Origin of the sequence: Microbacterium sp. DT81.1 (assembly GCF_049844955.1) — a bacterium.
Classification (GTDB): Bacteria; Actinomycetota; Actinomycetes; order Actinomycetales; family Microbacteriaceae; genus Microbacterium.
Window position 1 is genome coordinate 165449 of the sequence record NZ_JBNCMA010000006.1, and the last position, 23349, is coordinate 188797.

Genomic DNA, 23349 nt, shown 5'->3' on the forward strand with positions numbered 1-23349 from the left:
CCCCAGCAGAGCCCCCGCGTATCGAACCCCAAGCGGCGACTCAAGCCCGAGGGTAGCACCCCGGTTCCGGGGAGGCTAGGGATGCGTCCGAGAGGGTACTGCCGGCTCATGTGAGACACCCGCCCCCGGCGGACCGGGGGCGGGTGTCGTGGCGCTCTCTGCGAGCGAGAGGTCCGATCAGCGCACCGCCAGGTTGTCGACGCTCACGGTCACCGGGCCGTTCGTCGATGAGCCGGACAGGTAGGCGACGACGCCGACCTGGCCCGCCGCCTGCAGTTCGGCTTGAGCATCCGTCGTCGACACGAACCAGTCCGCGGGCTCGGGAGTACCGTCCGCCCATGCCTTGGCGTTGAGCGCGGTGGACCCGCCGGCCGTCGCGGCCTGCAAGCGGAGCTGCAGCTTCGCCCCCGCGGTATGGGTGTACCCGGTCAGTGTGCGATTCACCAGGATGGTCTCGGTGGCGCCGACGACCTTCGCGATCGACACCTGGACCGCTCCGGCAGACGAGATCCGCAGCTTCATACGGTAGTCACCGCCGGTGCTCTTGTGCACGAGGTAGCTGAAGTGCTGGCCGCCCCCGTTCGCGACCTTGTCCGAGCTGAACAGAAGGCGCGCGTCGACGTTCTGCGCCGAGACGCCGGTCAGGAGGTTGGTGCGCGTCTGACCAGCCGCGAGCGACGCCTTGCCGACGCCATCCGCGACCGAGAACCCTGCCGCTGTCCCCCACGCGCCGCCGGTGACCGCGGATCCCCAGCCGGTGGCGAGCACGCGCTCGAAGTCGTCCTTGGCGACGAACGCCTCCGCACTCATCGAGACCGGCTGCGACGTGGTGGCCGTCGCACCCATGCTGTCGGTGACCGTGAGAGTCACGGTGTAGTTTCCGGCAGCACCGTAGGTGTGCGACGCGGTCGTCCCAGACCCCGCCGGCGTGCCGTCCCCCCAGTTCCAGGCGTGGGTCAGCGTCGCGCCATCCGAAGCCTGGGAGGCGGCCCCGTTGACCGCGAGCGCCAGACCGGTGGCCGAGGCACCGAAGGCAGCGACCGGGTTCGCGTGCGACACAGAGACCGTGGTGGTCTTCTGGGTCGACGTCGCGCCCGTGCTGTCGGTGACCGCGAGCTTCACGGTGTAGGTGCCGCCGGTGGCGTACTTGTGCGTCGGGGCGGCCTCGGTCGAGGTCGCTCCGTCACCGAAGTCCCACGCGTATCCCGTGACGGTGGCGCCGCCGGAAGCCGTCGAGCCGGTGCCGTCGAAGGCAGCGGTGAGACCGGACGCGTTGGCCCCGATCACCGCGACCGGAGCCTGGTGAGGCTGGCCGGCACCGAGGGACGTGACGCGGATGTCGTCGACCGACACCGTCACGGGGACGTTTGTCACCGTGCCGGTCGCGTAGGCGACCACACCGATCTGGCCCGCGCCCTGCAGCGAGCTGACGGAGTCGGACCCGGTGACCGTCCAGGCGGCCGGCTCGGTCGTGCCGTCGGGCCAGACCTTGCCGCGCAGTGTGGTGGAAGTACCAGCACCCTGCGTCTCGAGCCGCACCTGCAGCTTGGCACCCGCCGTGTAGGTGTACCCGGTGAGCGTCTGCGAGGCGAAGGTCGTCTCGGTCGTGCCGACCAGCTTCGTCATGCTGACCTGCACAGCGCCGGTCGCGAGCGTCCGCACCTTCAGGCGGTACTCGCCGGCCGAGGACTTGTGCACCACGTAACTGAAGTGCAGTCCCCCACCATTGGCCACCTTGTCGGCGGAGAAGACCAGGCTCGCCGCCAGGTCGTCGACCGCGGTCGAGGACAGCGCGGGCGCACGGGTCTGACCGGCGGCGAGGCTGATCCTGCCGACGCCACCCGCGACCGACATCGAGCTCAGCGACGTCCAGTTGCCGCCGACGGCCGCGCTGCCCCACCCGGACGCGACGGTCCGCGAGAAGTCATCGCTCGCCACGACAGTCTGCGAAGCGACGGTGACGTTCTTCGTCGTCACGGCGGACGCCCCGAGGCTGTCGGTGACCGTCAGTGTGATGACGTACGAGCCGCTCGCACCGTAGGTGTGGGTCGCTGTCGCACCGGATCCGGCCGGTGTCCCGTCTCCCCAGTTCCACGCGTACGACAGAGTCGCCTCGTCGGAGGCGGCCGATGTGGACGCATCCGCCGTCACCGTGAGCATGTTCGACTGCGCCGAGAACGATGCCGTCGGGTCGGCGTGCGTGACCGCGACGGTCGCCGTGGTCGTCTTGGTCGCACCGAGGCTGTCGGTGACCGTGAGGGTCACCGTGTAGTCGCCGGCGGCGCCATAGCGGTGGCTCGCCGTCTTGCCGGTGCCGGCGGGCGTGCCGTCGCCCCAGTTCCACGAGTACGACAGGGTGGCCCCGTCCGAGGCTGCCGAGCCGGAAGCGTCGACCGACACGGTGAGCCCTGCGGCGTCATGCGTGAACGACGCCGTCGGGTTCGCGTGCGCCACCGTCACGTCGGCGGTTGCCGCCGAGCTCACCGCGCCGAGCGAATCGGTCACCGTCAGCGTCACCGTGTAGGTGCCGGACGCGGCGTACTTGTGGGTCGGATCGGCCTGCGTCGAGGTCTCTCCGTCGCCGAAGCTCCACGCGTAGCCCGTGATCGTCGCGCCACCCGAGGTCGTCGAGTCATCCGAGTCGAACGAAACGGAGAGCCCGTTCTTGGCGGACCCGATCTTGGCGACCGGCGCCGCATGGGCGGCGGCGATCACGACGCTGGACGTCGCGACCCCTGTGCGCCCTGCGGAATCGGTGACCGTGAGCGTCGCCGTGTAGGTGCCGGGCTCGTCGTAGGTGTGTGAAGCCGTCGCCGTCGAGGCGGTGCCACCGTCGCCGAAGCTCCAGGCGTAATCCGTGATCGTGCGACCCGGAGTCGGCGTGGACGCCGTGCCGTCGAACGTGCGGGACGAGCCCGTTCCGCTCACCGACATCTTCGCCTGCGTCGTCGCGAATCCCTTGGCGATGAGGTAGTGGTCTTCCGCTTCGGTCACCGACAGCGTGCGGCTGTAGGCCGCGAAGTCGTCGAGCTGGCCGGCGAAGTAGTTCGACGAGGGCTGCGAGGGCCACCCGCCGATGTTGTCCCCGCCGATGCGCCAATACCCGTCGTACTCCTGAGCGCCCCTGATGCCGTTGTCGGATGCCACGACCTCGCCGTCGACGATCAGCTGCTCGCCGCCGGCGCCGACCTGGGCGATGACGTGGTGCCACTGTCCGTCGTTGTACGACTCGCTGCTCTGCACCACCGCCGCCCAGCCCAGCCACACACCGAAGACGAGGCGTCCGTCGTTCGCCATGTACAGGTGCCGGTCGTAGTTGTTCGAATTGCCCTCGGACGATGAGCCGTAGCCGAAGATCTTGCCGCCCGAGCTCGTCGTCGTCTTGAACCACACCTCGGCGGCGAAGGGATCGCTCGCCGGGATCGTGCGGGAGGTGCGACCGAACGCCGCGTCGCCGTCGAAGGTCGCCGAGCCGTTGGTGGCGCCCGTGTAGACGTCATCCGCCGACGAGCCGACACCTGCCGTGAGCACCGCATCGCGGTCGCTCACCCAGTCGATGTCGCCCATCGTGCCCCCGAGACCCCAGTAGACCTGCGCACCGTCATCGAGCACACGCTGCGTGTACGTCGCGGGGGGAGTGGACGGCGCACCGACCGTGTGCGGCTTCGCGACGGTCTGGCTCGTCGAGCCGACCGAGTCGGTCACCGAGAGGGTCACGGTGTAGTCCCCCGCCGTGGAGTACCTGTGAGTCGGCGTGGCCTCGCTGGAGGTCGCACCGTCACCGAAGTTCCATGCGAAGCTCGCCAACTCGGCATCGCCGAAGGTGGTCGACCCCTTGCCGGAGAAGGTGACGGTCTGGCCGGCGGACTGCTGGTCGATCACCGCGACGGGCGGCTGATGCGGACCCTTGCCGATCTCATAGTGGTTCGCGACCTGTCCCGCACTGAGCGCCGCGCCGTACACGGCGAACTCGTCGATCGCGCCGCGGAAGTACGACGTCGAGGGCTGATTCGGCCATGAGCCGAGGTTGTCGCCGCCCACGCGCCAGTAGCCGCTGTACGCCTGGGCACCGGTGACGCCCGCGTCGGACGCGACCAGCTGCCCATCCACGTAGAGCTGCATGCCGGTCGTAGGGCTCTGCTGCGCGACGACGTGGTGCCATTTGCTGTCGTTGTACGCCTTCGGGCTCTGCACGGTGGCAGTCCAGCCGGGGTACACGCCGAACATCAGCTGCCCGTTGTTCCTCATGTAGACGTGGCGGTCGTAGCTGCCCGAGTCGCCGGTGTTCGCGTTGCCGTAGCCGACGAGCTTGCCGCCCGTCGTGGTGTCGGTCTTGAACCACAGCTCGGTCGCGAACGAAGAACCGACGGGCGCCGCGCTCGTCGTGCTGGCGAAGCCGTTGTTCCCGGGCGTCGTAGCGGACCCGTTCTCCTCACCGGCCAGAGCGTCGTCGGCGGTCGTCGCGACGCCGTTGTTGAACACGGCGTCGTTGGTCCCGGCCCAGTCCGCGCCGCCGTCCGTGCCGCCGAGGCGCCACAAGAGCGATGCGCCGTCATCGAGGACGGCGTTGGCGTACGGGGATGCGTCGGCCGAGCTGACCGTGACGGCCACGGAGGCGCTGTTCGCGGTGTTGCCGTCGCCGTCACGGGCGACGACCCGGTAGGTCCTGGTCGCTCCGGCGGGCAGACCCGTCGCGGTGAGGATGACGCTGGGCGTGTCCCAGTACGTCGACTTCTTCGTCGTCGTCGCGACGGGCGCTGTCTTGCCCTGCTCGTACAGCTCGTACGTGAGGTTCAGGTCATCGCGATCCCAGTTGGCGGGGATCGCCACGCGGGCCGTGCCGGCGCTCACCGAGCGCGCGGTCGGCGTCCAGTTCACCCCGGAAAGACGCGGGCCCTGCTTTGCGCCCGTCGAGGGGGTCTTGGCGAAGCGAGCGAGGCCCTGGCTGCGCTGCCCGTTCACGTAGGGGAACTCCCCGCCGACGAGCAGGTACTGGCTGTTGCCGGTGGCCGTCCAGCCGGCCTGGCCCTGGCCGGACGCCGTGCCCGTCACCCAGTCCGGGAACCAGTTCACCGCGGCGGGCGCGGGATAGCCGCCCCAGTCCGCGTAGATGTCGTTCACAGACGGGCTGGTCGTGAGCGTCCCCTTCGCCGCGGCGGTGTAGGCCGTTGCGTGACGCACGTTGCCCGGAGCCGGGTACGCCTGCGGCATGCCGCCGGCGGTCTGGCAGTCGTGCTCGTGGTTGGTCGTGTAGACGGTGTTGCCGTCGGAGAAGATGCCGTAGTGGTCGCCGTGGCAGTCCGCGATCCAGCGGATCGCTCCTGAGCCTGCCTCGGCGGCGAACATGCCCTCCAGGTTTCCGACGTACTTGTTCGCGAACACCCAACCCGTGCCGTAGACGGCGTTCGCGTCGGCGGTGAGGGCCCAGATGCCGGCCTTGCCAGCGCTCCCGTCTGTCGCGGCAACGCCGTTCTTCACGGTCGCGGGCGCCGACCACGGCAGGATGCTGCCGTCGGACAGATCGAGGGCGACGAGACCACGCTGGGGAGCGTTGTTGACGGTGCCGAAGCGGCCGCCGACGATGAGCTTCCCGCCGCCCGGCTCCAGCACCATGGTGTCGACCTGCAGGTCTGTGGTCGGTGCCCAGCCGAGGGTGGCGCCGTTCGAGGCCGAGACCGCGGCGAGGTTCTTGCGGGCGACGCCGCCCGCCGCCCCGATGAGACCACCGAAGTAGACGGTCGAGTTCGTCGCGACGATCGCGTTCACGTACGAGCCGCCGATGGCGGGCCTGAACGTGGTCGAGAGCGCACCTGTGGCGACGTCGAACGCCGCGACGTTGAAGCGGGTCTGTCCGTTCACCTTCTGGAACGTTCCCCCGACGTAGAGGATTTTGCCGTCTGGCGAGACGGCGAGCGACTTGACCGTGCCCTCGATCACCGGGGCGAAGGAGGTCGCCACACCGGTGTTGATGTTATAGGCCAGGATATTGCTGCGCGGCATCAGGCTCTGCCCGGGGTTCGCGCCCGCCGGCCGGGCATTGGAGAAGCTGCCGCCGGCGAAGACGGTGTCGCCGGCGATCGCCTGCGCCCACACGATCCCCGAGTCGATTTGCACCGTCGGCAGGGCGTCGGCGGTGACCGTCGTCGCCGGATCCCGCTGCTCGATCGGCGCGATGCCCGGAATCGGCTCCGCAGCGGATGCCGGCGCGGCAACCCCCACGACGATTCCCGTCGCAACCACCGCGGACACGGTGATCCCGACGATGGCCGTGCGCAGCCGCGGCCGCCAGGCCGATGTGAAGGTCCTGACACTCATGTATTGCTCCCCAATTTCGGGCCGTCATCGGCGACGGCCGTCCTTCCCCAGAATTCGTGCAGTTGTATCCGGCTTCACGGTCACCGGGCTCTCGCTCGGCGGCAGAGTGGCAGCGCCCGACCCCTCGGGCGCTGCCACTCAGGCGGCTACCTCACATCGACGTTGTCGATGCTGACAGTCACCGGCGCGTTGGTCGCCGATCCGGACAGATACGTCTGCACGCCCACCTGGCCCGCACTCTGCAGCTCAGGCGTCGCGTCGGTCGTCGACACGAACCAGTCGGTCGGCTCCACCGCGCCGTCGGCCCACACCTTGCCGGTCAGGGCCGTCGATCCCCCCGCGGTGACCGCCTGCAGCCGCAGTTGCAGCTTGCCGCCCGAGGTATGGGTATAGCCGGTCAAGGTCCGGCTCACGATGAGCGTCTCGGTGGTGCCGACGACCTTCGCCAGCGAAACGATGACGACTCCCGTCGCCGAGATCCGCAGCTTCAGGCGGTAGTCGCCGGCGGCACTCTTGTGTACGAGGTAGTTCATGTGGAGACCGCCGCCGTTGGCTAGGACATCCGAGCTGAACTGGAGGCGCGCGTCGACGTTCTGCGCCGATACGGAGGTGAGCAGGTTCGTACGTGTCTGAGCCGGGCTGAGCGTGGCCTTCCCGACTCCGTCCGAGACCGAGAACCCGGTGGACGTGCCCCACGCGCCGCCGGTGATGGCGCTGCCCCAGCCAGTGGGGACCGAGCGCTCGAAGTCGTCTCTTGCCACGAAGACGACCGGAGGCGCGGTCACCGTCACCGGCTGAGACGTCGCCGCGGAGCCGCCCATGTTGTCTGTGAGCGTCAGCGTGACGGTGTATGTGCCGGGAGCCGCGTAGTTGTGCGACGCCGTTGCGCCGGCGCCGGCCGGTGTGCCGTCCCCCCAGTTCCACGCATAGGAGAGGGTCGCGCCGTCGGAGGAGGTCGAACCGGCCGCGTCCACCGACAGGCCGAGGTCTGTCACGGCCGCCGTGAACGCCGCGACGGGATCGGGGTGTACGTGCGCGGTGACGGTCGCGTTCTGCGTCGTGGTCGCCGACCCGCCCAGGCTGTCGGTCAGCGTCAGCGTCACCGGATAAGTGCCCGCCGCCGCATACGTGTGCGACGCCGTTGCACCGGAGCCCGCCGGGGTGCCGTCGCCCCAGTTCCAGGCGTAGGCGAGTGTCGCGCCGTTCGAAGCCGTCGAACCGGAGCCGTCCACCGATAGGACGAGATCGGACGCGGAGGTGGTGAAGGACGCTGCCGGGTCGGCGTGGACGGGCGGTGCAGACGCGGCGGTGTCCAGCACCTTGAGATCGTCCACGGATACGCTCACCGGAGTGTTGGTGGCCGAGCCGGACAGGAAGGTGATCACGCCCACCTGACCCGCCCCCTGCAGCTCGGACTGGCCATCCGTGGCGGACAGCAGCCAGCCGGTCTGCTCCGCGGTGCCGTCGGCCCACACATTGGCCTTCAGGACCGTCGAGCCGCTGGCGGTCGAGGTCAGCAGGTGCACCCGGAGCTTCGCGTCGGCCGCGTAGGTGTAGCCGGTGATCGTCTTCGTGGCCAGCGTGGACTCCGTCGTGCCGACCAGCTTGGTCAGACTCGCCGAAACCGCTCCCGTCGCCAGCGTGCGCACCTTCAGGCGGTACTCCCCGGCGGTGCTCTTGTGCACAGCGAGGTTCACGTGCAGACCGCCGCCGTTCGCGAGCTTGTCCGCCGAAAGGACGGCCGTCGCGTCGACATCCTGCGCCGAGACGGCGGTGAGCGTCGTCGTGCGTGTCTGGCCCGCATTCAACGACACCCTGCCGACACCATCGGAGACCGAGAACGCCGCCGTGCCCGACCAGGCGCCACCGGTCACTGCCGAGCCCCAGCCGGTCGCGAGAGTGCGCTGGAAGTCGTCACGAGCCGCGAAGACCTGTGCGGCCACCGACACGTTCGCGTTCTTGGTCGCCGATGCGCCGAGGCTGTCGGTGACCGTGAGGGTCACGGGGTAGACCCCCGACGTCGCGTAGGTGTGCGACGCGGTCACGCCGGAACCCGCCGGCGATCCGTCTCCCCAGTTCCACGAGTACGACATGGTCGCGCTGTCGGACGCGCTGGAGGTGGAGGCATCGACGGATGCGTCGAGACCCACCGTGGAGGAGGTGAACGCAGCCACCGGATTCGCGTGGCTGACGGTGACTTCGGACGTCGCCACCGTGCTGGAGAAGCCGAGGTTGTCGGTCACCGTCAGCGTCGTCGTGTACGTGCCCGCAGCGGCATACGTGTGGGACGGAGCGGCCTCCGCGGAAGTCCCGCCGTCGCCGAAGTCCCACGAGTGGCCGGTGATGGACGCCGCACCCGAAGCCGTGGATGCCGAGGCGTCGAACGCGGCGGTCAGGCCGGCCACGGTCGGGGTGAAGGCCGCAATGGGCGCCTGATGCGGTGGCGTGGCGGTGACGGTCTGGGTAGACGAGGCCGTGAAGTTCGCGCTGTCCTTGACCGTCAGTGTCACCGAGTAGGTGCCCGGTTCGGCGTAGACGTGGCCCGCCGTCGCCCCTGTCGCTGTGGCCCCGTCGCCGAAGGCCCACTGGTAGGAGACGATGGTGCGTCCGGCAGGAGCCGTCGTCGCGCTGCCGTCGAACGACTTGGCGAGTTCCGGTCCGGTCACCGCGAACGACGGGGCCGGCAGGGCGAGGCCCGCGCCGAGCGCGTAGTGCTTGGAAACCTGCGCCGCCGTGAGGGTCGCCGGGTACACGGCGAATTCGTCGATCCGACCGTTGAAATAGCTCGAGCTCGGCGCGCCGGGCCATCCGCTGACCGTGTCGCCGCCGACCCGCCAGTATCCCGTGATGGGCCGTGCGGACGCGGTCGCGGTGGCATCGGATGCGACGAGGGCGCCGTCGACGTAGAGCTGCATGCCGGCCGTCGGGCTCAGCTGCGCCACCGCGTGGTGCCACAGGTTGTCACGATAGGTGCCCGGTGACTCGATCGTCTTGTTCATGCCCTGCCAGATTCCGAACACCAGTGCGCCGTTGTTGCGCATGTAGAGGTGACGGTCCGGGTTGGACGAGCTTCCTGAGGTCGCGCTGCCATAGCCCACCAGCTTGCCGCCGGACAGGGTGGACGTCTTGAACCACAATTCCGTCGCGAAGGACAATCCGACAGCCGCCGGCTGTGTCGTGCGCGCAAGCCCGCTGGAGGTGCCGCCGAAAGTCGCCGAGCCGTTGGCCTCGTTCACGAGCGCGTCATCGGACGTGGTGCCGACTCCGGTGCCCGTGACGGCGTTGTTCGCGCCGGCGACGTCGGCGCCGCCGACCGCGTTGCTGGTGCCGAAGCGCCAGTACAGGCTCGCGCTGTCATCGAGCACGCTGGTTGCGTAGGTGGAACCCACCGCGCCGCTGATCGTGACGGTGACGTCGGCGCTCTTCGCCGAGTTGCCGTCCCCGTCCTTGGCCATCACATAGAAGGTCTGCGACGAACCGGGCTCGAAGCCGGAGGCGGAAAGAACCTGCGTCGGTCGGTTCCAGAACGTGGAGGACGCGGTACGGGTCGCAAGCGGCTGGGTGCCGCCCTGCGCCCACAGCTGATACGTGATGTCGAGGTCGTCGCGGTCCCAGTTGGCGGGGATCTGCACGCGGGCCGAGCCGGACTCCACCGACTTCGCCGTCGGTGTCCAGTCAGCGGCCGCGAGGCGTGGACCCTGCTTCGCTCCGCCGACCGGGTTCACGGCGAATCGCGCGATGCCCTGACTGCGGATGTTGTTGACCAGCGGGAACTCCCCCCCGATGAGGAGGTACTGTCCGTTGCCGGTCGCGGTCCATCCCGCCTGACCCTGGCCGGTCGCGGTACCGACCAACCAGTCCGCGTACCAGTTCACGGCCGCGGGAGCCGGGTAGCCGCTCCAGTCGGCGTAGGTGGCGTTCACCGACGGGGAGCGCGACAGCGTCCCCTTGACCGCCGCGGTGTACACCGTCGCATTCTTCATGTTGCCGGGGTTGCCCGAGCCCTGCGGAAGACCTCCGGCGGTCTGACAGTCGTGCTCGTGGCCGGTGCTGTAGACGTTGGTGCCGTCGGAGTAGACCCCGTAGTGGTCGCCGTGGCAGTCGGCGATCCAGCGGACCGCGCCGGTGTCGCCCTCCGCGGCGAAGATGCCCTCGAGGTTTCCGGTCGCTGCGTTGGCGAACACCCAGCCGGTGCCGTAGACGGCGCCTGTGCTGTCGGTGTTCAGCTGCGAGATTCCCGCCTTGCCGGCGGTGGTGCCTGTCGCCAGGCCGTTCTTCACCGTCGCGGTGACGGCCCAGGGCAGCAGCGACCCGTTGGTGAGATCCAGAGCCGCGAGACCGCGCGACGTGATGTCGTTGACCTTCTCGAATCGGCCACCGGCGATGATCTTGTCGCCGGCCGGTGCGAGCACCATGGTGTCCACCTGCAGGTCCGTTGTCGGTGCCCAGGTCAGGACAGCCCCGTCGGACGCGGCCGCCGCCGCGAAGTTCTTACGGGTGACGCCACCGGCCGCAGAGATGAGGCCGCCGAAGTAGACGGTGGAGTCCGTCGCGACGATTCCGTTGACGTACGAACCGCCGATCGCCGGTTTGAAGGTGGTGAGAAGCGCGCCGGTGACAGTGCTGAACGCGGCGACGTTGAAGCGCGACTGACCGTCGACCTGCGTGAACGATCCACCGACGTAGAGCGTGCCACCGTCGGGCGAGACCGCCATGGCCTTGACCGTGCCGTTGATCACGGGGGCGAAGGAAGTCGCGACCCCCGTGTTGATGTTGTACGCGAGGATGTTGCTGCGAGGCATCAGGCTGGTGCCCTGTCCTGCGCCGGCGGGACGCGCATTGGAGAAGCTCCCGCCCGCGTATACCGTGTCGCCCGCGATGACCTGCGCCCACACGACGCCCGAGTCGATCTGCACCGTCGGCAGCGGGTCGTTCGTGACCGTCGCCGCATTGCGCTGCTCGATCGGTGCGGGACCCGTCGTCGAGACGGCGGACGCCGGCGCGCCGACTCCCACCACCAGTCCCGCGGCCGCCAGCGCGGCGACCGTCATCCCGACGACAACCTTGCGCAGATTCAACGCCCCAGCGTTCACTCTGTCTCCTTCGACCGACTACTCGACAGAGCCGACGAAGAGGGCGATCGGTGCACCCGCGACGTACTCGACGCTTACCTGAAGTGCATCCCGCTCTTGGGCGGGAAGCCTGAACACATACACGCCGGATGCGGCGGCACCCGGCTCGACCGAGCCCATGAACGGGCTGAAGGGCTCCGAGGTGGTGGCCTGACCGTAGGAGCCGCCCGACCCGGTCACGGACACCATGGCCGTGCTCAGGTCGATGGTCTCGTCGGAGGCGTTGTCGACGTTGATGGTCAACGCCACCGCCGGGCCCGCGATCTCGCCCGGCGTGTTCGCCTCGACCTCGAGGGGCTCGACCTCGCTCACCGTGATGGAGACGCCGTCGTCGAGGTCGGCGCTCTCACCGAGCTCCGCGTCCTGCGTCGGACCGGGATCGACCGGTGCGACGGTCTCCTCGACGGAGCCGCCGTTCGGCGCGGGGACGGTGGCGGTCGGCACCGGATCGTCGTTCTGCGTTCCGGGCTGCGCCTGCGGCTCTGCCGAGCACGCCGTGAACGCCGTTGCGCACAGGGCGGCTCCGGCCGCCACCGCGCTGAATCGAATAGCCAGACGCCTCAGCGTCGATCGCTTCCCCACTGCTCATCCCCCAGATGATGTTCAGTCGCCGCGCATCCATGCGCGATCGGCTGTTCCCCGATGTGATGCAGACGCCAGTTCCCGCTGGCGTCCGCCATTCCCCGGGACCGACTATAGCAGGGGGTTGAGACGCGAAACTCAGGATCTCCCGAGGACGGGGCCCGCTCAGTCGGGAGTCCGACTCCATGGCCGCAGGGGATCCGCGGCGATGGGGAGAGTCTCGCGGCCCTCGAGTCGCGTCTCCGGCCCGGTCATCGACGTCTCGAGGAGAAGGCCGGGACCTGCGAGCTTCTGGGCGACGTGCGGGAAGCTCGAATAGTGGGGGGCGATCAGGTGCCCCGCCCCCGCCAGGAGGTAGAGGTCGACCACCGACGACACCAGCGCTGCCTTGGTGTTGTACCCGCCTTTGTCATCGAGCGCCACCGTCCCCGGGATCGCGGCGATCACCTCGGCCTGCGCAGGCTCGGCGTCGGCCGACAGGAAGAAGCGGACACCCGGTCGTTCGGCCCGCAGCTCGCGCATCCGGTCGATGTACCAGTGCAGCGGTGAGTGCTCGAGCGTCTGCACGTTCGACACGGGGTGAGCCCGCACCATCACCCCGATGTACGGCTCCCCCGCCAGGTGCCGGTCGCGGAACGCGCGCACGCGGTCCGCGATGACGTCCACCGGCTCGAGGGACTGCAGCTCCTCGCCCCACGGCGTTGCGCCGTCGGGCAGGTGAAGGGCGTGCGCGGTGCGGATCTGCCACGTGCGATCGGATCCCGCGTCGTCGAGCCAATCGAGGTCGGCCTTTCGATAAGGGTGCCGCAGTGAGAGCATCCGGGACCATGTCGGCGAGATGCGGCGCTCGCCGAACTTCCACAGCTCGTCGAACCGCGCGCCGAACCTTCGGCCGGTCGGCCACGTGTAGGCGAAGTCGCGGCCCGCCCACCGGGCGAGCGAGCGGGCCCCGAGGGTCACCCGCAGCCGGTTGCCGAGGCCGTGGTACTTGCCGGTGAACGCGATCACGCGGCCGTTGCTCACGAGATCACCCCGCTCGCCGACCGAGCGCGCCGTCGCATGTACGCGAGTCCGGATGCCGTGCCCCGCCACGCCGGCACGATCGTGCGCCGGGGGTGCAGCAGCTGGCGGCGTCCACCTCGCAGGAGGATCGCCCAGGCCGCGGGGATGGAGCCGCGCCGCCACCGTCGCTGTGCGTCGGGCTCCAGGTGCTGGGCGGCGAAGACCAGCCGATTGCGCACGTTGTAGAAGTAGTACACCGAGGACTTCCCGCCTTCCGCGACCGATTGGGTGCCGCCCGCGCTGTGCACCGCTTTCACGTCGGTCGCGACCTCCAGCCGGGCCCCTGCGGCAACCGCACGCACCGAGAGGTCGATGTCCTCCCAGTAGAGGAAGTAGTCCTCGTCGAATCCGCCGATCCGCTCCCACATCTCCCGGCTGACCGCCAGGCACGCACCGCTGAGCCAGAGCGCCGAGCGGTCGAACCGGCGCCCCTTGCGCACGCGCCGGACCGCCCCGGTGTCGAGATCCAATTCCATCGCGGAGGCGAAATGGGTGCCGTCGGGACGCACGACCAGGGGCGAGATGACGGCCGACGGGTCGGCGGCGACCCGATCCGCCAGCGTCGCGACGCCGTCTCCGACGACGTACGCGTCGGGATTGAGCAGGATGTAGGAGGTTGCACCGAGCTCGGCCGCGCGCGCAGCCGCGGCGTTCATCCCGGACCCGAAGCCGAGATTGCGGTCGGGGCCGACGAGGTGCCAGCCCTCCCGATCCGCCAGCTCGACCATCGCCGCGCGCTCTTGGTCGGTCGTGTAGTTGTCGACGACCGCGATCAGCGCGCCGCCCGGAAGGACGGTGCGCGCGAGGTTCTCGGCGACCAGCTGGTGCGAGCCGTAGCTCACGACGAGGACCGCCGGCACACCGGCCGTCATCTCACTGCGGTCTCGCGGTCGATGCGGACCATCTCGCGGAACCACTTGACGGCTGCCAGCAGAAGGAAGAGCGTAGCAGCGGTCAGGAGCAGCGTGTAAAGCACCAGGAACGCGGGCGGCCATCCCCAGGCGAGGAAGGCGAGCATGACGACCCCATAGTCGGTGGGCAGCAGCAGGAGCGAGCGGAGCGTGCTCGCGCCCCCCTCGGTGTGAGCCGATGCGAGCCCCCGCTTCCCCTTGAGCAGGTCGTTCAGGATCATCGCGAAGAAGGTGGTGCTGGCCACGACCGTGAAGGCGATCGGCACGAGCAGCCACGCCGATCCGACGCCGACGACGCGACTGAGCCCGATGAGCACCGCCAGGTGCAGCGAGGAGATCTTCATCGCGTCGACGAAGTGATCGAGCCACTCGCCCGCGAGGGACCCACCGCCCCGAAGGCGGGCGACCTGTCCGTCCGCGGAATCGCACGCGTAGCCGAGTGCGAGGAGTAACCACACGATGATCCCGAGCGCAGGCGTCGGGGGAAGGACGGCGAGCAGGCCGATGCCCGCGAATGTGAATGCCGCGCTGATCACCGTCACTTGATTGGGTGTCAGCCCCACACGGTAGGCGATCGCGGCGAGCAGTCTCCCGACGGGACGGTTCACGAAGACCGAATATGCCGGCGCGCCGCGCGCGCGACCCTTCTGCGCCGCGCGCAGCCGCCCGTACGTCTCCGAGATGGTTTCCACCCGGACCCTCCCAAGATGACCGGTGCTTTCGTGCAAGTATGCCGGTCCACCGACGGTCCGGCGCACCATTACAGTTTGTTGGGGGGGTGCGGGATGCGTCGGATCAGGGTGATGCAGTCTTTCGGCGCCCCCCGTGCCACGACCAACCCCTACATCGTGATGCTGAAGAACGCGCTGCAGCGCACCCCCGAGCTGGAGCACGTGCCCTTCTCATGGCGCACCGCGCTCCTGGGGTCATACGACGTGTTCCATGTGCACTGGGGAGACACGCTCCTGGCGGGTCGCCGATGGTACACGCGCGGAGGCAAGCGCGTCGCGCTGCTCGCGCTCGTCGTGCGGCTCAAACTCGCGCGCACCGCCGTCGTACAGACCGTGCACAACGTGTCGCCGCGGGAAGACCGAGGCGCTGACGCACTTCTCCTCCGGGCGCTCGACCGCCGCACCACGCTGCGGGTGCGGCTGTCGGAGACGACGCCCGAGGTGTCCGGCATCCCGTCCGCGCTCGTCCCGCTCGGGCATTACCGGGATTGGTTCGCGCTCATACCCAAGGCCGATGTCGAGCCGCACCACCTCGCGTATGTCGGCCTCATCAAGCCGTACAAGGGAGTGGAGGAGCTGATCGCTGCGTTCGAGGAGTGCGCGGCGACCGCTCCGGAACTGCGACTCACGGTCGCCGGCAAGCCGAGTGATCCCGCCATCGCGCGCCTGGCCCGAAGCGCGGCCCAGCGGGTGCCGGCCCTGCGCGTGGAACTGCGTTACATCTCCGAGGAGGAGCTGGTCGAAACGGTGACCTCGTCGTCTCTCGTCGTGCTGCCCTACCGGCACATGCACAACTCCAGTGCGGCGCTGGCGGCGCTGTCGCTGGACCGGCCGGTCCTCGTGCCCGACAATGACACGACGCGGTCGCTCGCGAAAGAGGTCGGTGAGGGCTGGGTGCACTTCTTCGACGGCGAAATCACCGCGGAGGTGCTGCTCGAGGCCGCCGCGCGAACCGCGGAACCTCGCCAGGGGCGCCCGGATCTGTCGCGACGCGATTGGGATGACGCGGGTGCCGCTCATGCCGCCGCCTACCGGGCTGCCCTCGCCGCCCGCGGCCGCGGCCGCACCGCCGATCGGCGACCGGCATCGTGATCGTCGTCGCCGTCCCGACCTTCAAACGTCCTGCGGCCCTCGAGGGCGCGCTGGCCATCGTGTCGCAGCAGGTCGACCAGTTGAACGCCGCGGGCGATGACCGGTACAGGGTGCTGGTGGTGGACAACGATGCGGCGGGGTCCGGGCGGGAGGCGGCGGCCCGCTTCGGGGTGTCGTACGTGATCGAGCGCACGCCCGGGATAGCCGCGGTCCGCAACCGTGCGCTGGACGATTCCACTGACGCGGACGCGGTCGTGTTTCTGGATGACGATGAGCTGCCGGAGCCCGACTGGCTGCGCAACCTCGTCGAAATGCACAGAGCGACGAACGCGCACGCGGTCGCCGGGCGCGTGATCACCCGCTTCCCGGACGACGTCGAACCCTGGGTGGCGGCAAGCGGCGCGTTCATCCGGCCGGTGCGCGAACACGGTCAGTCGATGCGCGAGGCCGCCACGAACAACCTGCTCCTCGATCTCACCCGCATCCGCCCGCTCGCGCTCCGGTTCGACGAGCGCTTCGGCCTCACGGGAGGGAGCGACAGCATGTTCACCCGCGCCCTGACCGCGCGGGGCGGGACGATCCGGTGGGCGGAGGATGCGGTCGTCCTCGAGCAGGAGGAAGCGGCGCGTTTCACCCGTGCGTGGGTACTCATGCGCGCGTTCCGGTTCGGAAACACCGCCGCCCGCGTCGATCTCGCGCTCGCGGGGTCGGTTGGCGCCCGCGCCGGAGAACGAGTCAAGACGAGCGTCCGAGGAGCGGCCCGGGTAGTGGGCGGATCGGGCCGTTGCGTGTGGGGCGTCCTCACGCGATCGCTGCAGCACCGCGCGCGGGGCCTCCGCACCGCCTATCGCGGGGCGGGGATGATCGCCGCATCCATCGGTTACGCGCACGACGAGTACGGCCGCCGGCGACGCCGGCCGGAATGAGAACGGCCCCCTCCTCATGCGAGGAAGGGGCCGTTCTTCGAGAAAAGGCTACGGGAGCACCGTGTAGGCGTTCATCGGCTGGCCGGTCGCCTCCCAGACGTTGCCCGACAGCGACGGGGCGTTGGAGGTCGGCGCGATCACCGCGCAGTGCCCGTACTCTCGCTCGGGCCCGAACACGTTGCTGAGGATGGATGTCTGCACGAAAGCGGGTGTGCGCGCGATGTTCACCGTGCACGCTCCGCCCTGCAGGTAGTTGTCAGCGATCCTGATCGTGCCCAATCGGGTCCGCGAGGTGTCCTGGGTGATCTGGACGGCCGCGTTGTGCGCGCCCTCGATGCGGTTGCCCTCGATCACGATGTTGGTGCCGGCCTGGATCTGGATCGAGTCGGTGTGGGAAGGACCACCATTCCAGAGCGGGTCGTTGACATAGTGGGAGTTGTCGTGCAGCCAGGAATCGCGCACCGTGACGTTGCTGCCCAGCACTCGGACAGGGTCGACGACGCGGTGGATGTCGACGCGCGCCGCGGTGAAGTTGCTGCCCATGATGCCGTTCCAATAGGGCGACGTGACGGTCGGGACGAGTTCGGAGTCCACGATCGTGAAGGGCTGACCCGACGCGACGTTGTTCACGAGGCCTGCTCGGCCCGGAACAGCACCGCCGACGACACGGGTGTTGCGGATCACGACGCCCGGGGCCTCGATCACGATGACACCGCGGACCTCGAGGCCCTCGATCACCGCGTTCGCCTGCTTCACCACGATGTCGCCCTGGTGAACAGTGAGGGTGACGCCGGTGGGCACGCCTGTGTTCGAAGGGCCGGCCAGGGAATCCGACGGTGGAGCGGGCGCAGGCGCTGGAGCCGGCGCCGGTGCAGGCGCGGGGGCGGCGGTCGAAGACAGCGTCTGAGCCGTGTAGCTGACCACCGCTGACATCGCCGGAGTCGAGGTCGAGACGTAGAACGTCGAGTCGGCGGTGCCGGCAGCGGTGAGGGGCGCGCTCGAATCGGTCGCCTTCACTTCTGCGACCTGTCCCGCCACCCGCGCGTAGCCGGTGAGGGTTGTCGTCGTGGTGCCTTCGGCGACCAGACGGAGGTCGATCGCCGCACCGGCAGTGGCCTTGGAGGGAAGGAACTGGTCATCGCTGATCGTCTGGAGCGTCTCCACACCGCCGTTGCGCGTCGACTTCTTGAGAGCCACTTTCACGGTGCCATCAGGACTGATACGCGACTGGAGAAGGTATGCGCCGGCGCTGTTCGATCGCAGGCGAACGCTCGTGTAGAGCCCGCTGCCCGACGCCGGCAGCTGTGGCACGTTGAACGTGAGAGTCGCGGAGCCGACAATGCCGCTTCCGCCGATCGCCACCGAGTCGGTGGAGCCGGGCTCGAGCGAGAGCACCTGGAGCTCGGCCGCAGTGGCGGTTGAGGGGACGCCGACTGCGCCGGCCACCGCGAGCGAGAGAGCCGCGATCATCGCGGCGAACCGCTTTCTGCCGAGGGGTTTCTGTTTGATTTCGGGAATGGACGATCGAGTATGCACAAGCCACCAATGGGGGTTTCGGTGCGCGGGCGGGTGTTTGCGTTGGCAAGCCGCGCAGGGACGAGGGGGATTGTTGCAAGCGTAATCAAATCGTGATCGTCAACAAAATTGCTGATAGAAGTCTAATTTTCGACCAGGGCTCGGCTCATAATCGACCGATCGATCAGTCTTTTCGGGAGACCTCGCCGCCCTCATCCGCGGTCATGATGGCGCTCGCTCACATGACGACGGGCCGGATCCCTCAGAGGAGGATCCGGCCCGTCGTTCTCTGCTCGGAGCGTTACGGCGCGACGATGTACGTGTTCATCGGCTTTCCCGTCGCCTCCCAGATGTTTCCGGAGAAGACCGGGGCGTTCGCGTGCGGGGCGATCACCGCACACGGCGCGCTCTTGCGCTTGGGACCGAACACGTTGTCCACCAACGACGGCTTGACCACGGCCGGCGTCTGGTCGATGTTGACCGTGCACGCGCCACCCTGCAGGTAATTGTCGCGGATCACGATGTTGCTCATCCGAGTGCGATTCCTGTCCTGACCGATCATGATCGCCGCGTTGTGGGCGTCCTCCATGCGGTTGCCCTCGAGGAGGATGCTGTCACCCGCCTGGATCTGAACCGAGTCGTCGTGAGTCGGGGTCCCGTCACGGTACGGGTCTTTCTCGGTGTAGGTGGAGTCGTGGAGCCAGGAGTCCTTCACGGTGACGTTGCTGCCATAGATGCGGATCGGATCCACGACACGGTGAACGTTCACCCGGATCGCGGTGAAGTTGCTGCCATAGATGCCGTTCCAGAGCGGGTCTTCAACGGCGGCGGCGATCTCGGAATCGATGACCGTGAACGACGCGCCCGAGACGATGTTGTTCACAAGCCCCACTGAGCGCGGGGTGGAGGTGCCGACGATCTTCGAATTCTTGATCACGGCGCCGGGCGCGTTGACGGTGATGATCCCTCGCACCTCGAGCCCCTCGATCACCGTGTTCGGCTCGTTGATCGTGATATCGCCGTTGTACACCTGCAGGCCCACGCCGCGCGGTACGCCCGTGGTCGAGCCGTTCGGCCGCTGAGAGGGCGGCGCCGGTGCCGGCGCAGGAGAGGGGGCCGGTGCAGGAGCGGGGGCCGGTGCAGGAGCGGGGGCCGGTGCAGGAGCGGGAGCCGGTGCAGGAGCGGGGGCCGGTGCCGGAGCGGGCGCCGGTGCCGCCGGGTTGGACAGTGTTTGGGCCTTGTAGCTGACCACTGCCGACATGGCGGGCGTCGACGAGGAGACGTAGAAGGTCGAGTCGGCACGGCCGGCTGCGGTGAGAGGAGCCTTCGAATCGATCGCGCTCACCTTGACGATCTTTCCTGCAAGCCTGGCGTAGCCCGTGAGAACAGTCGTCGCGCTGCCGTCCGCGATCAGACGGAGGTCGATCGTCGCGCCGGGCGTCGCCTTCTTCCGCAGGACCTGTGCGTTGCCGATCGGGGTGAGCGTTTCGGCGCCACCGCTGCGCGTGGACTTCTTGATAGAGAGATTGACGGTGCCGTCCGGGAACACTCGGGACTGCAGCACGTACGCGCCGGCGCTGTTCGAGCGAACGCGAACGCTGGTGTAGAGGCCGCCACCGGATTTCGGCAGCTGCGGAACGTTGAAGCTCAGCGTCGCTGAGCCGACCGTGCCGCTTCCACCGATGGCGACCACACTGGTCGATCCGGGCTTCAGCGAGAGGGTCTGGGACTCCGCGGCGGTCGCCGCGGTCGGAGCCGCGACCGCGCCCGCGAGCGCCAGGGAGAGGATCGCGACTGCTGCCGAGATCCGCTTTCGGCGAATCGGTTTTGTGTTGGTTCTGGGTAGGGACGATCGAGTATGCACAAGCCACCATTGGGGGATCGGTACGCGTAAAGGGGGGTGCCTGGTTGCAGGCCGCGCACGGGCGAGGGGGATGTGGTAAGAGTAACCAAATCGTGACCCGGAATCTATTGCCTGAGAGCAATCTCATCCCCCTGACACACCGTCGACACAAACGGCGGACGCGGGTTTCCCTATGCCACCGGCCCTCGCGGTGTTACGTTGAGGCATTCATTCGATCTCCTGGGGAGGTGGATCGATGCGCTCGCACCCGACGTCGCGTGCTCGATATCTCGGCCTTTTTCTCATCGTCGCGCTTGCGATGTCCGTTCCCGCTCCGGCGAGCGCGGCGGGGGCGCCACCTCCTCCGCCGACGTTGGTGGGACCCGCGAACGGGAGTACGGCGGCGCCCGGCACGTCGTTATCGGTGACCGCCACCGACCCGGATGACGCGCAGGTCGAGGTCTCGTTCCACGGCGCGCCACGTGGCCCGGGCAGCCCCTCAGGCTCCGACTTCACCCTCATGGTGCTGCCGGACACGCAGAACTACATCCTGACCACGGCGAACATGCCCGTGCTGAACAGTCAGCTGCAGTGGATCGTGGCGGAGCGCGACCGTCTGTCGTTGGCGTACGTCGCAGGCGTCGGCGACATCGTCGACAACCAGACGTCGGCCGCTCAGTGGTCGCGGGCGAACAACGCGTACAAGATCCTCGACGACGGCGGGGTTCCCAGTGCCGTCGTCCCCGGCAACCACGACTTCGACCTGGCAACGGGCGCCTTCGCGGGATACGACGCGAACTTCCCGGTCTCGCGCTACAGCGCGGCCTCATGGAACTCGCCGACCGCCAGATACGGCGGGTACTACGGGCAGAGCCAGTTCGGGCCCGACCCGGTCGACCGGCGGAACATGAACAGCTACTCACTCTTCACCGCGGGCGGGATGGACTTCCTGCTGCTCAGCCTCGAACTGAACGCGCCCGACGATGTGGTGGCGTGGGCCCAGCGCGTCCTCTCGGCCCACCCCGATCGCCGGGCGATCCTGGCCACCCACAGCTTCGTGAATGTGGCGGGTGCGTTCAGCACGCAGGTCGTGCGGACGGACGTTCCTGGCAATAGCGGCGCGGCGCTCTGGCAGAAGCTGGTGTACCCGAACTGCCAGATCTTCCTCGTCGTGAACGGTCACTTCACCGACGGCTTGGACGGCGAGGCGAACCGGAGCGACGCGAACGCCTGCGGCCGCCAGGTGCAGTCCGCGTTGTCGGACTATCAGGGCCGCCCCAACGGCGGAGACGGCTGGCTCCGTTACTACACCTTCAGCCCCGCACGCGACGAGGTCACCGCGACGACCTACTCGCCGTGGCTGGGTACGCGCGAGACGGATGCCGACAGCGCGTTCGCCTGGAGCTATGACATGACCGCACCGCCGGTCGAATCGCCGCTTCTGGGCACCGTGACCGTCCCGAGCGGTGGCACCGCGCGGCTCGCCGCCCCAACGCTCTCCGCGGGTACCGTGTTCGACTGGTACGCGACCGTGGACGACGGCACATCCGTGACGCGCGGACCGACCTGGTCGTTCACCGCCGGCTCGAGTGCCCCGCCGGTGCTTGCCCAGGACACGTTCACGCGCACGACGGCGTCGGGCTGGGGGACCGCCGAGATGGGCGGGGCGTGGACCGTGAACTCGACCACGAAGTTCTCGGTCTCGGGAGGGATGGGCCGCGTCATGGCGACCGCCGGCTCCACGCTCAACGCCACGCTGGGCGCGATCTCGTCGACGGACACGTCGGTCGCCGCGACCGTGTCGGTGGACAAGCTCGCCGACCAGGTGCTCACGAGCACCGTCATGGGGCGAGTGGTCGGCACCGCTTCGTACGGAGCCCGGCTCCGGCTGAACTCGAACGGGACCGTCGCCGTTCAGCTCATGCGCGACGCCACCGTGCTCGGCGGAGGCTCCGTCGCGGGCTCCATCGGTCCGTCATCGCCGATCTCCGTCCGCGTCGACACCCTCGGCACCTCTCCGACCACTCTCCGCGTGCGCGTGTGGCCCGCGGGCGCCCCGGAGCCGACGTCGTGGAACTACACCGTGACCGACGCGACACCCGCCCTCCAGTCCGCCGGGTCGGTGCGGCTCAGCACGTATCTCTGGGCAACGGCCACGAACGGCCCGGTGAATGTCGGGTACGACAACCTCTCGGCGGTCGGGGTGGGCTCCACTCCGCCGCCGGCGAACGTACCGCCCGTCGCAGCCTTCACCGCGACGACATCCGGACTGACCGTGTCGACGGACTCCGGGGGCTCGACCGATTCCGACGGCGTGATCGTGTCCCGCTCCTGGAGCTTCGGCGGCGTGGTGAAGGCCGGGCAGACCGCTTCTCACACCTTCGGCACAGCGGGACAGTATCCGGTCACGCTCACGGTGACGGACGACGACGGGGCGTCGGCATCGTCGACGCAGACCGTCACGGTGTCCGCGCCGCCGACATCCGCGATCGCCGCCGATGCCTTCTCGCGCACCGTCGCGACCGGCTGGGGCACGGCGGATGCGGGGGGTCCGTGGACGGTGAATTCCGCTGCGAAGACTTCCGTGTCCTCCGGAGCCGGGAGATTCTCTGCGACGGCGGGATCCACGCTGACCGCCACCCTCGCGCAGGTCGCGTCATCCGACGTCGACGTGCAGGCCGTGGTGTCGTTCGACAAGCTCCCCAACCAGTACCTGAACTTCCTGGTCAACACACGAGTCATCGGCTCTGCTGTCTACGGCGCCAGGGTGCGCCTGAACGCCAACGGCTCCGCCGTGCTGCAGCTCATGAGAGACGGAACGGCTCTGGCGGGTGGCGCCCTCGCAGGGCTCACGGTTCCGGCGCAACAGGCGAAACTCCACATCAGGACGCAGGCGACGGCCACTTCGCCGACGACACTGCGGGCGAAGGTGTGGCTCGACGGATCGCCGGAGCCTGCCGCCTGGCAGGCTGTCGCGACGGACAGCACGAGCGCCCTGCAGGGGACCGGTGCACTCGGACTGGGGGCGTATGTCAGCTCGTCCACGACCAACGGCCCGGTGACGGTGAGCGTCGAGGACATCGTGGTCAACGCGGTGCCCTGAAACCGGGATTGCGTCGGTTCCGAATCTGGGATGCTGCGCCAGGGTTGAGGCGGTATAGTGCGGAATGCGTCCCGTTGATCTGTCACGGGGCGCCACTGGGGAATCAGCGATGGGGATCGCTTCACGAGTTCTGGGGG

Annotated in this window: 11 protein-coding genes; 3 read left to right on the forward strand and 8 right to left on the reverse strand. The window is 68.8% G+C overall.

Annotation, left to right across the window (positions count from 1 at the left end; translation table 11 throughout):
* Positions 1-177 precede the first annotated feature (177 nt).
* The 6 genes from ACLQ2Q_RS16685 to ACLQ2Q_RS16710 all read right to left on the reverse strand — a co-directional run bounded on the left by ACLQ2Q_RS16685 (position 178) and on the right by ACLQ2Q_RS16710 (position 14694).
* Positions 178-6315, reverse strand: coding sequence for a PKD domain-containing protein (locus ACLQ2Q_RS16685; protein ID WP_425821907.1), 6138 nt, complete (start codon positions 6313-6315; stop codon positions 178-180).
* Positions 6316-6461: 146 nt separating this feature from the next.
* Positions 6462-11408 (reverse strand): PKD domain-containing protein, encoded by a 4947-nt coding sequence (locus ACLQ2Q_RS16690; protein ID WP_425821909.1) that lies wholly within the window; start codon positions 11406-11408, stop codon positions 6462-6464.
* An 18-nt stretch (positions 11409-11426) separates the two neighbouring features.
* A complete protein-coding gene (locus tag ACLQ2Q_RS16695) occupies positions 11427-12029 on the reverse strand; it encodes a DUF4352 domain-containing protein (protein WP_425821911.1) in 603 nt (200 codons plus the stop codon).
* A 165-nt stretch (positions 12030-12194) separates the two neighbouring features.
* Complete coding sequence (locus ACLQ2Q_RS16700; protein WP_425821913.1) at positions 12195-13052, reverse strand: hypothetical protein; 858 nt, start codon at positions 13050-13052, stop codon at positions 12195-12197.
* Positions 13049-13963: a glycosyltransferase gene (locus tag ACLQ2Q_RS16705; RefSeq protein WP_425821915.1), complete on the reverse strand. Its 915-nt coding sequence runs from the start codon at positions 13961-13963 to the stop codon at positions 13049-13051. Before ACLQ2Q_RS16705 ends, ACLQ2Q_RS16700 begins: the two co-directional genes overlap by 4 nt.
* Positions 13960-14694, reverse strand: coding sequence for a CDP-alcohol phosphatidyltransferase family protein (locus tag ACLQ2Q_RS16710; protein WP_425821917.1), 735 nt, complete (start codon positions 14692-14694; stop codon positions 13960-13962). Before ACLQ2Q_RS16710 ends, ACLQ2Q_RS16705 begins: the two co-directional genes overlap by 4 nt.
* Before the next feature lie 111 nt (positions 14695-14805).
* Between ACLQ2Q_RS16710 and ACLQ2Q_RS16715 the strand changes: the two genes are divergently transcribed.
* Entirely contained in the window at positions 14806-15825 is a 1020-nt protein-coding gene (locus ACLQ2Q_RS16715; RefSeq protein ID WP_425821919.1) for a glycosyltransferase, read from the forward strand.
* Positions 15822-16751, forward strand: coding sequence for a glycosyltransferase family 2 protein (locus ACLQ2Q_RS16720; protein ID WP_425821921.1), 930 nt, complete (start codon positions 15822-15824; stop codon positions 16749-16751). The genes ACLQ2Q_RS16715 and ACLQ2Q_RS16720 overlap by 4 nt, the downstream gene beginning before the upstream one ends.
* A 48-nt stretch (positions 16752-16799) precedes the next feature.
* Here ACLQ2Q_RS16720 and ACLQ2Q_RS16725 read toward each other — a convergent pair whose 3' ends face one another.
* Complete coding sequence (locus ACLQ2Q_RS16725; protein ID WP_425821923.1) at positions 16800-18221, reverse strand: hypothetical protein; 1422 nt, start codon at positions 18219-18221, stop codon at positions 16800-16802.
* Between the two features lie 346 nt (positions 18222-18567).
* Positions 18568-20130 carry a hypothetical protein gene (locus ACLQ2Q_RS16730; protein WP_425821925.1) on the reverse strand — a complete coding sequence of 521 codons (1563 nt, stop codon included), beginning with the start codon at positions 20128-20130 and terminating at the stop codon, positions 18568-18570.
* A 403-nt stretch (positions 20131-20533) separates the two neighbouring features.
* On the opposite strand from ACLQ2Q_RS16730, the gene ACLQ2Q_RS16735 reads away from it, so the two are divergent.
* Positions 20534-23212: a PKD domain-containing protein gene (locus ACLQ2Q_RS16735; protein ID WP_425821927.1), complete on the forward strand. Its 2679-nt coding sequence runs from the start codon at positions 20534-20536 to the stop codon at positions 23210-23212.
* Positions 23213-23349: the final 137 nt, after the last annotated feature.

What these genes read in the sequence shown, in the direction of transcription:
- ACLQ2Q_RS16685 (WP_425821907.1), bottom strand. Translation starts at nt 6,315, where the DNA reads ATGAGTGTCAGGACCTTCACATCGGCCTGGCGGCCGCGGCTGCGCACG.
- ACLQ2Q_RS16705 (WP_425821915.1), bottom strand. Translation starts at nt 13,963, where the DNA reads ATGACGGCCGGTGTGCCGGCGGTCCTCGTCGTGAGCTACGGCTCGCAC.
- ACLQ2Q_RS16715 (WP_425821919.1), top strand. Translation starts at nt 14,806, where the DNA reads ATGCAGTCTTTCGGCGCCCCCCGTGCCACGACCAACCCCTACATCGTG.
- ACLQ2Q_RS16725 (WP_425821923.1), bottom strand. Translation starts at nt 18,221, where the DNA reads ATGATCGCGGCTCTCTCGCTCGCGGTGGCCGGCGCAGTCGGCGTCCCC.